This is a genomic window from Escherichia sp. E14V7 (assembly GCF_004212225.1).
Classification (GTDB): Bacteria; Pseudomonadota; Gammaproteobacteria; order Enterobacterales; family Enterobacteriaceae; genus Escherichia.
This window is the reverse complement of record NZ_RHJJ01000004.1, coordinates 194,208-206,662: the sequence shown is the minus strand read 5'-3', so window position 1 is coordinate 206,662 and position 12,455 is coordinate 194,208. Positions and strand designations below refer to the sequence as shown.

The following is a 12,455-nucleotide window of genomic DNA, read 5'->3' as shown; positions in this document are numbered from 1 at the left end:
GGCTTATAACGCAAAACGCCTGTCATCCCGACAGGCGTTTTTTTACTCTTTGACCTCATTCTCTTGTCGAATCTGATTCGCCCAGCGCTGGGCCGCCTCCGGCACACTAAACGCCGGTGAGCGCAAGAATGATTCCCCCACCAGAACAAACGCCACATATTTGCTACGTAGTATCCAGACATCACGAAACGAATCCATTTTAATCGCATGCTCCGGCGGCGCAGGTTCCGTGCGCGGGACATAGCTAATAATCGGGCGGTTTTGCTGACGTAGCGGTTTCTTCATTACTGGCTTCACTAAACGCATATTAAAAATCAGAAAAAATGTAGTTTAGCCGATTTAGCCCACGTCCGTCCTGCTTTGCGTACATCCTCAAATACTTTCGCCGACACCACTTCCAGAGCGAGATACCCCTGATGGTCTATAGTTAGAGGGTTTTTTGACCAAAAAAGCGGCCCTTTCAGCAATGAAATAAGGAGACGAGTTCAATGTCGCAACATAACGAAAAGAACCCACATCAGCACCAGTCCCCCCTTCACGACTCGAACGAAGCGAAACCAGGAATGGACTCACTGGCACCTGAGGACGGCTCTCATCGTCCAGCGGCTGAACCGACCCCGCCAGGCGCGCAGCCTACCGCGCCAGGCAGTCTGAAAGCCCCTGATACGCGTAACGAAAAACTCAATTCCCTGCAAGATGTACGTAAAGGTAGTGAAAATTATGCGCTGACCACCAATCAGGGCGTGCGCATCGCTGATGATCAAAACTCACTGCGTGCCGGTAGCCGTGGTCCAACGCTGCTGGAAGATTTTATTCTGCGCGAGAAGATCACTCACTTTGACCATGAGCGTATCCCGGAACGTATTGTTCATGCGCGAGGATCTGCGGCTCATGGTTATTTCCAGCCGTATAAAAACTTAAGCGATATTACCAAAGCCGACTTCCTGTCTGACCCGAACAAAATCACCCCAGTATTTGTCCGTTTCTCGACCGTTCAGGGTGGTGCTGGCTCGGCAGATACCGTGCGTGATATTCGCGGTTTTGCCACCAAATTCTATACTGAAGAGGGTATTTTTGACCTTGTCGGCAACAACACGCCGATCTTCTTTATTCAGGATGCGCATAAATTCCCCGATTTTGTTCATGCGGTAAAACCGGAACCGCACTGGGCGATACCACAGGGAGGTAGCGCCCACGACACATTCTGGGATTATGTTTCCCTGCAACCGGAAACGCTGCATAACGTGATATGGGCGATGTCGGATCGCGGGATCCCGCGCAGCTACCGTACGATGGAAGGTTTCGGCATCCACACTTTCCGCCTGATTAACGCAGAAGGGAAAGCGACGTTTGTGCGTTTCCACTGGAAACCACTGGCAGGTAAAGCCTCGCTGGTATGGGATGAAGCGCAGAAACTCACCGGACGTGACCCGGACTTCCACCGCCGTGAGCTGTGGGAAGCCATTGAAGCAGGCGATTTCCCGGAATACGAACTGGGCTTCCAGTTAATCCCGGAAGAAGACGAATTCAAGTTTGATTTCGACCTTCTCGATCCAACCAAACTTATCCCGGAAGAACTGGTGCCGGTACAGCGCGTCGGCAAAATGGTGCTTAACCGCAACCCGGATAACTTCTTTGCCGAAAACGAACAGGTAGCTTTCCATCCAGGGCATATTGTCCCCGGTCTGGATTTCACCAACGACCCGTTATTGCAGGGGCGTTTGTTCTCTTATACCGATACACAAATTAGTCGTCTTGGTGGGCCCAATTTCCATGAAATTCCGATTAACCGCCCGACCTGCCCTTACCATAATTTCCAGCGTGACGGCATGCACCGCATGGGAATCGACACCAATCCGGCAAACTACGAACCAAACTCGATCAACGACAACTGGCCGCGCGAAACACCGCCGGGGCCGAAACGCGGCGGATTTGAATCATACCAGGAACGTGTAGAAGGCAACAAAGTCCGCGAACGCAGCCCATCGTTTGGCGAATATTATTCCCATCCGCGTCTGTTCTGGCTAAGCCAGACGCCGTTTGAACAGCGCCACATTATCGACGCTTTCAGCTTTGAATTGAGCAAAGTTGCTCGTCCGTATATTCGTGAACGCGTCGTTGATCAACTGGCACATATCGATCTCACTCTGGCGCAGGCTGTGGCGGAAAATCTCGGTATCGAACTGACTGATGAACAACTGAATATTACCCCGCCACCAGACATCAACGGTCTGAAAAATGCCCCAACATTAAGCCTGTATGCCATTCCTGACGGTGATGTCAAAGGTCGTGTGGCAGCGATTTTGCTTAATGATGAAGTGAGATCGGCAGACCTGCTGGCCATTCTCAAGGCGCTGAAAGCCAAAGGCGTTCATGCCAAACTGCTTTATTCACGGATGGGCGAAGTGACCGCCGATGACGGCACAGTATTGCCAATTGCTGCTACCTTTGCCGGAGCGCCTTCGCTGACGGTGGATGCGGTCATTGTCCCTTGCGGTAATATTGCGGATATCGCAGACAACGGCGATGCGAACTATTACCTGATGGAAGCCTACAAACACCTTAAACCGATTGCGCTGGCGGGAGACGCCCGCAAGTTCAAAGCGACAATTAAGGTGGATGACAAAGGTGAAGAAGGGGTTGTGGAAGCCGACAGCGCCGACGGTAGTTTTATGGATGAATTGTTAACGCTAATGGCGGCGCACCGCGTCTGGTCACGTATGCCTAAGATTGACAAAATTCCGGCGTAAATATGGGTGGCGCAACTGCGCCACCTTTGCCTGATGCGCTGCGCTTATCAGGCCTACCGGATGTTCATAATGCTTTGAAATTTCAATATATTGTATGCCGAATAAGGCATTTACGCCGCATCCGGCAAAACAGCCTTACCTACACATCCAGATAACTACCCAACCGATAACCACGCTCGGCAATGGCATACTTCAACGACGCCGACGTTAACACATCCAGTTCCGCTAACCGCGGGAAACAGTAAGCACTCTGGCGAATTGTATTATCGACAAACGCAGGATGGCACATCACTTCCAGTGAGCGTTCACCGCGATGACTGGAATCATCCAACACTTGCAGGAACAGTGATTCACTAATCTCTTCACCATAGAATGCACTACTGAAGCCCTGTGAACTGCGCAGATTTGCGGGTAAATCACCGTCGTTAAATACTGGCTGGCGATCAATACGCAACGCAATCCCCTCTTCAGCCGCAAACTTCGCCACAATCGGGAAAATCTGCGGGAACATATGCACATGATGATGACTATCAAGATGTGTTGGTTTGCGGCCAAACAATTCAATGAATCGCAGATACTGGCGGGCGAGTTCCTGGGAAATTTCTTCCAGTGGTAAGGCATCGTCTTCAGCCAGCTGCCAGATCCATTTCCCCAGCACACCTTGCCGGGTCAGCCCAGGCATTTCAGTCAGCGGCTTGCCCAGTGTAAGGACAAAGTGCATCCCAACTGCCAGACTCGGTTCATCACGACTTAACCGCACCGCATGGTCGATAGCTTCCCCATTCACCAGCGCCGTCGTTGAGGTGACAATACCATTACGACAGGCCTCGATAATGCCGTAGTTCTGGCCTTTACTTAAGCCAAAGTCATCAGCATTAACAATCAGTAAGCGTTCCATAATCAGCCTCAGTTAATGTGCTTTTTTGAGTTCTGCAATGCAGTCAGCAAAGTTTGGCAACCACTTCTCATGCGCCAGAATCATCTCTCTTGCCAGCAGTTCCGCGTCACGATCGGAATGCACCAGCGGGCTAAGGTTGAGCGCCAGTAACACATCGTTAAATTCACCGCTAAGGGCTGCGTGGCTGGCGGCAATCTCAAAACCTTTGATGGTATGAATCAAGCCCATCACTTTGTCATCGAAGTGTGTAATACGTGGATGTGGCGTCGCGCCATCGCGCCCCAGTGTACAGGTCATTTCTACCGCCCAGTCTGCCGGAATATTATCAATATGCCCATGATGCGGGATATTAACGTAATGTTCTGCTTGCTTGTCGTTGTAGATAGCATTAATTACTTCACACGCCGCATCTGAGTAATATGCCCCGCCGCGCTGTTCCAGTTCTTTCGGCTTAACTTTCAGGTCCGGATTTTTATACAGGTCAAAGAGTTGTTTCTCGACTTTCTGTACCACCTGTGCACGTGCGCCGCCTTTATAATACTCACCCATTTCAATCGCCAGCATCTCTTTTTGCTTGAAGTAATAAAGCAGATACGAGCACGGCAACAGATTCAGTGAGCGAATTAAGCCTTCGCTAAACGGCAGATCGAAAATATTTTTTACGCCAGACGCTTTTAACTGCCCGGATGCCACACCATCAAGCAATTCGGCAAAGCGAGACTTGCCATTTACCAGCACATCTTTAATAAACACCATGTGGTTCAGCCCGAACAGATCGATAGATAAATCATCGTGCTCATTCAACGCTAAAACATCGCTGATAAACATCTTCATGCCAATCGGAATATTACACACGCCGATAAAGCGTTTAAATCCGGTATGACGATAGACTGCTTCGGTGACCATTCCCGCTGGGTTCGTAAAGTTAATCACCCAGGCATTGGGGCAGAGTTCTTCAACATCTTTGACTATGTCAAAAATCACCGGAATAGTACGCAGACCTTTAAACAGGCCACCTGCACCGTTGGTTTCCTGGCCGAGATAACCATGACTTAACGGAATACGTTCATCGAGTTCGCGTGCTGGTAATTGACCTACGCGCAACTGGGTAGTGACGAAATCGGCATCTTTCAATGCTTCGCGGCGATCGAGCGTTTTATAAAGCTTCATTGGTACACCAGCGTTATCAATCATCCGCTGGCAGAGATCGAAAATAATATCCAGCTTCGCTTTACCCTCTTCGATGTCCACCAGCCATAATTCACTCACCGGCAATTCGTGATAACGTTTAATAAACCCTTCCAGTAATTCCGGGGTATAGCTGCTCCCGCCACCAATAGTGACGACTTTTAATTTCTGGCTCATAATTTCTCCCTTCATTAGGAAATACTGATATTCGTCGTGCCTGCTGCTAAGTCAGGAATAACCCGAAAACACCAGGTTATACAGAGCAAGCATGTAAATTTAGTGTTCTGAGACAATGGCTACTGATTAAATTCAGTCAATTTTTTACGATAGCTATTGGGTGTAAACGAGGTCAGTTTCTTAAACGTTTTAATAAACAGACTGGGGCTACTATAACCGGCTTCAAATGCAATATCCGTTACCGAATAGTTGGTCATTTCCAGTTGTTTTTTGGCAAAATTAATGCGAATTTCATTAATAATCTGCATTGGCGTTTTGCCATAATATCGCTGGGTTGCACGCGTCAAATATTCCTGCGATTTCGCCGACAGTATCACCATATTTTCCAGCGCATTTTCACTAAACTGCTCTTTATCATGCATCTTTTCAACCGTGCCTTTCAGCCACTGCGGCACATCATCAATTACCTGTTCTTCACGGTAATGACGTAAGCGGTTGATAACATAAAAAGTCACTGTCTCAACAAACTCTTCCAGCCCGGTTTCACGGAAATTCAGTGAAGAGATGACCGTTTCCACATAGGTGAGAAAAGCGTTATTGGTCCGGTATACCTGTGATGCGACGAAGCAATAAGGCAACAACGGCAGATAATGCTGCTCAAAAAAACGTTTGCTGATCCCAACATTTAATATACGCGTGGCGCCAAACTCATAAAAACTTTGATGGTGCGAGCCCAACGGAATAAAGACAAAATCGCCCCGCTCCAGCAACACGCGTTTACCGTTTATCTCCTGGTAATAACGACCCGTTAACACCAGGGTGAATTCATAATAGTCGTGTTGATGCAGCCCACTGATACTCTCAGTTTTGTTGTAGATAAACACATGGAAGTTTTTGCCATTAAACAGTTGTTGTTCACGGGCTGTGGCAATTTCCGGCGCGTTAATCACTGGCTGCATCATCAACTCCTTATGCCTTCAATTTTTCATGAAGCTCAATTAATTCACTAATCAGTTCACGTGCAAGCATTGAGGTCATTAAATGATCCTGGGCGTGGACCAGCACCAGACTCACTTTCATCTTACCTTCGCCCGCATCGCCTTCAATCAGTTTCGTCTGTACCAGATGCGCTTCATTCAACGCCATTCGTGACTGATCCATCATCGCTTTTGCTGCAGCAAAATCGCCCTGCTTTGCCTGTTTCAGCGCCGCATACGCCAGACTGCGCGCCTGCCCGGAATTGATGATAAGCCCCATCACCACTTCTTCCAGTTCTTCGGCTTCGGTTTGCGTATCCGGGATATTGTCGAGATCCATCATACTCAGTTCCTCACTTTCCTTACCCGGCACAGCGTTACCTGTGCCGATATCGATTAAAATTTCAGCGCGTTAGCAATATCTTCTTCACTCTCTTCTTTATCAATCACGTTTTGTGCTTTGTTTGCCACCACAACAAATGGCAGATAAATCAGCGTGGCGATACCGAGGTTGAAGAGTGCGACCAGTAAGGCGGCGACGCTACCGTTGGTGTTAAAGAAGGCTCCCAGACCGGTTGGCATGGTCCACGGCGCAATGTTGGTCACTGGTGGAATAATGCCCATGTAATATGCCGCCAGGGTGATCGCCGCCAGAATCGGTTGTACCAGCACAAACGGGATAAACATCACCGGGTTCATAATAATCGGCAGACCAAACAGAATCGGTTCGTTAATCTGAAAGATGCCGGACGGCAGCGCCAGTTTTGCCACTTGACGATAATCAGCACGGCGAGAAGCAATAAAGATAGCCAGAATCAGGCCCAGGGTCGCACCACTACCACCGAGGAAAATAAAGGAGTCCAGCATCGGCTTGGCCCAGATATGGAAGGTCTTACCGGCAGCTAATGCCGCTTCGACGGAACCATATTGCTGGTAGGTCGCGATGTTTTCCAACGCCCACGGCGTCATGATGCCGTTGTCCAGTGCAGTCAGCGCCAGCGCGCCGTGAATACCGAAGAACCACAGCAGTGGAACAAAAATCACATACGCCCAGCCGACCACACTGCCCAACGATGCCAGCGGCGTCGAGATAGTATCCATAATGATCTGATGGAAGTTTGTACCCCAGGTCGTCAGCGCCCAGGCAATAATCCCCATCACGGAAAGAATAATAAAGCCGGGAATCAATGCCGAGAAGGAACGCGATACCGACGCAGGTACGCTATCAGGCAGTCTAATTACCCAGTTGCGGCGGACAATAAAGGTAAACATTTCTGCCACCACCAGGCCGATAATAATCCCGGAAATGATATTTGCGCCGCCTAACCAATTAGCGCCGACGGCATAAGCCTCGCCGACGCTATAAGGCGTGACGGTCATAAACGCCGCAACGGATAACAATCCCGCTGCCAGCGCATCGACTTTACGCTCTTCTGCCAGCGCCATGCCGATAAAGAACGGTGCCATTAAAGACATAATCCCCAATGTTCCGTTATAAACATTTCCGCCAATACCTTTCAGACCATTGAGTGTTTCAATGGTCGAGGCGTCGAGGCGAATACCTAAGGAATAAAAAAACGACCCCTCCCCAAAGCTAAGGAAAACGTTATTAATTAATACAAACATAGCCCCTGCGAGGGTTAACGGCATTAAGCGAATAAAACCGTTTTTGATTGCATTAACGTGCGGTTGCTTTCCTATTTTAACTGCAAAAGGGAGGAGTACCTTTTCAAGCGATGCAATAACATTACTCATAGAAAAATACCCTTAAAAACCGCAATTCAAATATTGCGGTATAGATTTATGAAATAACTCTTTGACGGGAAAATTTAAAAATTAATTTGCTGCGGCTTTTTTAATTGCTGCAACTGCAGCCTTAAGCACGCCTAAACCATCGACTTTGCCATATAACAACGAGTCAATTACTTCCACCGGTTTGTTGGGTAACAAACGCTGAATTTCGGGCAACATATAAGCAATCTGCGGCCCTAATAAAACGACATCGGCATTCAGCCCTTTTTCACCAGCCAGCGTTTCTGGAAATGCTTCAATAATGACCGGAACTTCATATTTTTCTGCCTGAGCGCGCATTTTTGATACCAGTAAAGAGGTAGACATGCCCGCAGAACAAAACAGATAAATGTGTTTCTTTTCCATAAAACTGCCCTCATCAACGATTATCTGTCAGCCAGACACTCCGCAAGCCTTCACCTGCTTCCATGCTCTGGGTAACTTGCGAAACCAACATGACTTTTTTTGGTGGCTGAAAAGAGTATACGGTATTGACCTGAGCAATAGTATTTCTTTGACTATACAAATTGTCTCTCCTTGACCTGCTGTTATGACCACCTTCACATTTCGGTTAAATAATTCGCGTCAACAAATAAGAACACGCGCATAAAAAAACCGGCACAGTGGCCGGTTTTCGTTGTGACTCAAGCTTTCAGATGAAGGAATTACTTCGCAGCCTGCGGATCAGTGTCGTATTCGGCACAGGTCTGATAGCCGGTATTGATCACATGCCCGGTATCATCTAACGCGACAAAATAGGTTTCTGCTTTACCATCACGTTGACCCAGAATGTAGGTCTGGCAAGTACCACGAGCATGGATCATGCTCACTTCAGACGAAGGTTTACCCGCAATTTGTGCAACCTGCGCCCGGCTCATGCCTTTTTTGACGTCTTTCACCACAGGCTGTACAAACTGGTCTTTGGTACGATCATACGCCGTACAACCTGCCAGCATGGTTAATACCGCCGCTGCACCCAGAATTCCTGCCATATTCTTGTTCATATTCCGTCCTCTTGTTTATCAGCGTGTTAGATAAGCCTGGAATACATCGGGGGCTTTTTCAAGCCTGAGAGCGAAACGGTTTCGCTTTCAGAGGATTCCTGTATGACGTTTTAACCACCATTCAACCTGCTGTCGCTTGTCGTTTCTGTAGCAACGGGTTAGCTTTAAGGAAGTTTTATTTTTTTGTCTGGAGGGGTTCAATGACATTGCAGCAACAAATAATAAAGGCGCTGGGCGCCAAACCGCAGATTAATGCTGAAGAGGAAATTCGTCGCAGCGTCGATTTTCTGAAAAGCTATCTACAAACCTACCCGTTCATTAAATCACTGGTACTCGGCATTAGCGGTGGTCAGGACTCTACCCTTGCCGGTAAGTTGTGTCAGATGGCAATTAATGAACTGCGCCAGGAAACCGGTAATGAATCACTGCAATTTATCGCCGTGCGCCTTCCCTACGGTGTTCAGACCGACGAACAAGATTGCCAGGACGCCATTGCCTTTATTCAGCCGGATCGCGTATTAACCGTCAATATCAAGGGCGCGGTACTCGCCAGTGAACAGGCATTGCGGGAAGCAGGTATCGAACTGAGCGATTTTGTGCGTGGCAATGAAAAAGCACGTGAGCGGATGAAAGCGCAATACAGCATTGCGGGTATGACTAATGGCGTCGTAGTTGGCACCGATCATGCGGCAGAAGCCATTACTGGTTTCTTCACTAAATATGGTGATGGTGGCACAGACATTAACCCTCTGTATCGTCTGAACAAACGTCAGGGTAAACAGTTACTGGCAGCGTTAGGTTGCCCTGAGCATCTCTATAAGAAGGCACCCACAGCCGACCTGGAAGATGACCGCCCGTCACTGCCAGATGAAGTCGCGCTCGGCGTAACGTATGAAAATATCGATGACTATCTTGAAGGGAAAAATGTCCCGGAACAGGTCGCCAGAACGATTGAGAACTGGTATCTGAAAACCGAGCATAAACGCCGCCCACCCATTACGGTTTTCGATGATTTCTGGAAAAAATAAACAGTGCGGCCTCCCCGCCTGAGATTGTCGACACCAAACACTTTATACATGCCGGATATGGCGTAAGCGTCTTATCCGGCATGTAAAACTTCGCAAATTCAATACATTGCATGAGTCGAGTAGGCCTGATAAGCGTAGAGCATCAGGCAGTGTTAGCTTTGTCATCGGCCTTGCCTCTTTTTTAATCGCCACCCACCCGCTATACTGGATAAATGACCAGCATCCGGAGTAAACAGTGGTACGGCGTTTAACTTCCCCGCGGCTCGAATTTGAAGCGGCGGCAATTTACGAATATCCCGAACATTTACGTTCATTTCTTAATGACTTACCCACCCGACCCGGTGTGTATCTGTTTCATGGCGAAAGTAACACTATGCCGCTCTATATCGGCAAAAGCGTTAACATCCGCAGCCGCGTCCTTTCCCATTTACGTACCCCGGATGAAGCGGCCATGCTGCGACAATCCCGACGCATTAGCTGGATATGTACCGCAGGCGAAATCGGCGCTCTGCTCCTTGAAGCGCGTCTAATCAAAGAGCAACAGCCTTTGTTTAATAAACGGTTGCGCCGCAACCGTCAGCTCTGCGCCCTGCAACTGAATGAAAAACGCGTGGATGTGGTGTACGCCAAAGACGTGGATTTTTCTACTGCGCCAAACCTGTTTGGCCTGTTTGCCAACCGCCGCTCGGCATTACAGGCATTACAGACAATCGCCGATGAACAAAAGCTCTGTTATGGCCTGCTCGGGCTGGAACCGCTGAGCCGCGGTCGTGCTTGCTTTCGTTCAGCGCTAAAACGTTGCGCCGGAGCGTGCTGCGGAAAAGAGAGCCATGAAGATCATGCTCAACGTCTGCTCCAGTCGCTGGAACGTTTGCGGGTGATCTGCTGGCCATGGCAAGGTGCGGTGGCGTTGAAAGAACAGCATCCGGAAATGACCCAATACCATATTATTCATAACTGGCTGTGGCTGGGGGCGGTTAATTCGCTGGATGAGGCGGCAACATTGATCCGTACGCCCGCCGGATTCGATCACGATAGTTATAAAATTCTTTGTAAACCACTACTTTCCGGTCGCTATGAAATTACTGAACTTGATCCGGTGAATGGCCTGCAAGCCAGTTAATTTCACTGAACAGCAGTTTGCCTTGCGGTTGCAAAAGCCGCAGGGTGTGTTTGCCATCGTACCAGCACGCGCCCTGGTCGGTGGTTAACAATTTTTCGCCCAGTTGCCATGCCCCGCTAATCACAAACACCACCCCACCGCGTGAACCAAAAGTGGTGAACGTGCGATCGGCAATTCTGACTTTCGCCTTACAGGCATCCAGGCGCGTCATAATGTTGAAATCCATCGACATCTGCCCTTCCGTCAGTTTCGCTTTTACCACCTGGTCCGCCGCAAAAGCAAAAGGCTGTAACGGCTTTAAGGTATGGCTAAAACGGTCTGCGCTTTCAAGAAGCATCTCGCCGCCTTCCAGCAGAGTCACACTTCTTTCCATCCCAGGAAATAAAGAAAATTCACCATTGGCCGCAATGGACGCAATGCTGGCACGCCAGTAAAAATCACGTTTCGCAGGGGGAAAACTACAGATCTCACGAGTTTCACCGGCAGCGTTTCGCCACAGGTTCACCGACATTTTACGCATATCAAAGTATTCCATACTCGCTCCGGGCATGCTCTTTTCATTGTTATCGCTCAGGCAACCGTGGATTGTTATCGGCAACTCGTATGATTTACCTTAGCGTTTTTGCAAAAATGACAGACACAGGCGCATAAAAGAAAACCGCCGATCCTGTCCACCGCCTTACTGCAAGGTAGTGGACAAGACCGGCGGTCTTAAGTTTTTTGGCTGAAAGATTATTCAGCAGTTGCAGGCATTTTACCTTTTCCCGCTGGGCGTTCTGTCAGACGCTTCTCAAAATTAGCATTAAATTGCTTTTTCTGCTCCGGCGTCAGGATGTTGTAAATCTTGTTCTGGGTTTCCATGTGCGCCAGCATGTTAGCTTTGCGCTGTTCTTCCATTTTAGCAATCTGCGCTTCAGCTTTTGCTTTGTCGAAAGTATCGCTGGCGATGATGTCATGCATTGCGCGGCGTTCTTCCAGCGGCGGACGTTTCATCTGGTCACGCTGGCCTTTCATGATTTCACGAATCTGCTGTTTCTGCGCGTCGGTCAGGTTCAGGTCTTTGAACATCATGTCCTGATGCGGACCGAACTTGCCTTTATGATGCATCATCGGCTTCGCGTCAGCCGGTGCTGCGGTAGTGGTGTCAGCGGCGTGGGCCAGGTTAGCCGCGCCAAGAGCCAGGGTAGAGGCAACAAACAGTGCAGTTAATTTACGCATATTCTATATCCTTCCTTTCAGTTATTTGTTACGGCTTTCTTAAGTAACGTGCCGTGTTGACGAGATTAACTTTACTGAGTTTAGCGTCAATTAATCAGAGCAACGGTAAATCAATGAAAGTATAAAAAACATTTTCTCGCCAATTATGGAGAAAAAAAGAAAAATTGAAGGAAAGTGATGAGCAAATATTACAACACAATGATTTTGCAGAAATTATGGAGGACTATACCTGATAAATGGCGATAAATAAAGCAAACACCCAGGATTAATCCGTATTATTCCGAAAGCCGTTATTAAATAC

Annotated in this window: 13 protein-coding genes; 3 read left to right on the top strand and 10 right to left on the bottom strand. The window is 48.5% G+C overall.

The features are described from left to right. Positions 1-42: 42 nt before the first annotated feature. Complete coding sequence (gene cedA / locus D9741_RS05380; protein ID WP_130218879.1) at positions 43-306, bottom strand: cell division activator CedA; 264 nt, start codon at positions 304-306, stop codon at positions 43-45. 182 nt (positions 307-488) lie between these two features. On the opposite strand from cedA, the gene katE reads away from it, so the two are divergent. Continuing rightward, positions 489-2,750, top strand: a complete 2,262-nt coding sequence (katE, locus tag D9741_RS05375) for a catalase HPII (protein WP_130218877.1) — start codon at positions 489-491, stop codon at positions 2,748-2,750. A 139-nt stretch (positions 2,751-2,889) separates the two neighbouring features. Here the strand turns inward: katE and chbG are convergent, their stop codons facing one another. From chbG to osmE, 7 genes are all read right to left on the bottom strand, one after another. Further along, complete coding sequence (gene chbG / locus D9741_RS05370; RefSeq protein ID WP_130218875.1) at positions 2,890-3,648, bottom strand: chitin disaccharide deacetylase; 759 nt, start codon at positions 3,646-3,648, stop codon at positions 2,890-2,892. 12 nt (positions 3,649-3,660) lie between these two features. Further along, the gene (celF, locus tag D9741_RS05365) at positions 3,661-5,013 is read right to left on the bottom strand and encodes a 6-phospho-beta-glucosidase (RefSeq protein ID WP_130218873.1); all 1,353 of its coding nucleotides are present in this window, start codon (positions 5,011-5,013) and stop codon (positions 3,661-3,663) included. A 119-nt stretch (positions 5,014-5,132) separates the two neighbouring features. Beyond that, a complete protein-coding gene (gene chbR / locus D9741_RS05360) occupies positions 5,133-5,975 on the bottom strand; it encodes a transcriptional regulator ChbR (RefSeq protein ID WP_171020845.1) in 843 nt (280 codons plus the stop codon). 7 nt (positions 5,976-5,982) lie between these two features. After that, the gene (gene chbA / locus D9741_RS05355) at positions 5,983-6,333 is read right to left on the bottom strand and encodes a PTS N,N'-diacetylchitobiose transporter subunit IIA (RefSeq protein WP_064529165.1); all 351 of its coding nucleotides are present in this window, start codon (positions 6,331-6,333) and stop codon (positions 5,983-5,985) included. A 53-nt stretch (positions 6,334-6,386) separates the two neighbouring features. Next, positions 6,387-7,745: a PTS N,N'-diacetylchitobiose transporter subunit IIC gene (gene chbC / locus D9741_RS05350; RefSeq protein WP_130208308.1), complete on the bottom strand. Its 1,359-nt coding sequence runs from the start codon at positions 7,743-7,745 to the stop codon at positions 6,387-6,389. A gap of 81 nt (positions 7,746-7,826) precedes the next feature. Beyond that, positions 7,827-8,147 (bottom strand): PTS N,N'-diacetylchitobiose transporter subunit IIB, encoded by a 321-nt coding sequence (chbB, locus tag D9741_RS05345; RefSeq protein WP_000412160.1) that lies wholly within the window; start codon positions 8,145-8,147, stop codon positions 7,827-7,829. Between the two features lie 299 nt (positions 8,148-8,446). Then, positions 8,447-8,785, bottom strand: coding sequence for an osmotically-inducible lipoprotein OsmE (gene osmE, locus D9741_RS05335; protein WP_064529167.1), 339 nt, complete (start codon positions 8,783-8,785; stop codon positions 8,447-8,449). Positions 8,786-8,985: 200 nt separating this feature from the next. On the opposite strand from osmE, the gene nadE reads away from it, so the two are divergent. Next, positions 8,986-9,813, top strand: coding sequence for an ammonia-dependent NAD(+) synthetase (gene nadE, locus D9741_RS05330; RefSeq protein ID WP_130218871.1), 828 nt, complete (start codon positions 8,986-8,988; stop codon positions 9,811-9,813). Positions 9,814-10,048: 235 nt separating this feature from the next. After that, positions 10,049-10,936 (top strand): excinuclease Cho, encoded by an 888-nt coding sequence (gene cho, locus D9741_RS05325; RefSeq protein ID WP_130218869.1) that lies wholly within the window; start codon positions 10,049-10,051, stop codon positions 10,934-10,936. Here the strand turns inward: cho and ves are convergent. Both ves and spy read right to left on the bottom strand, forming a co-directional pair. Further along, the gene (gene ves / locus D9741_RS05320) at positions 10,896-11,471 is read right to left on the bottom strand and encodes an environmental stress-induced protein Ves (RefSeq protein WP_130218867.1); all 576 of its coding nucleotides are present in this window, start codon (positions 11,469-11,471) and stop codon (positions 10,896-10,898) included. The genes cho and ves overlap by 41 nt on opposite strands. Before the next feature lie 197 nt (positions 11,472-11,668). Further along, on the bottom strand, positions 11,669-12,154 hold the full coding sequence (gene spy / locus D9741_RS05315) for an ATP-independent periplasmic protein-refolding chaperone Spy (RefSeq protein WP_130208314.1): 486 nt from the start codon (positions 12,152-12,154) through the stop codon (positions 11,669-11,671). Positions 12,155-12,455 lie beyond the last annotated feature (301 nt).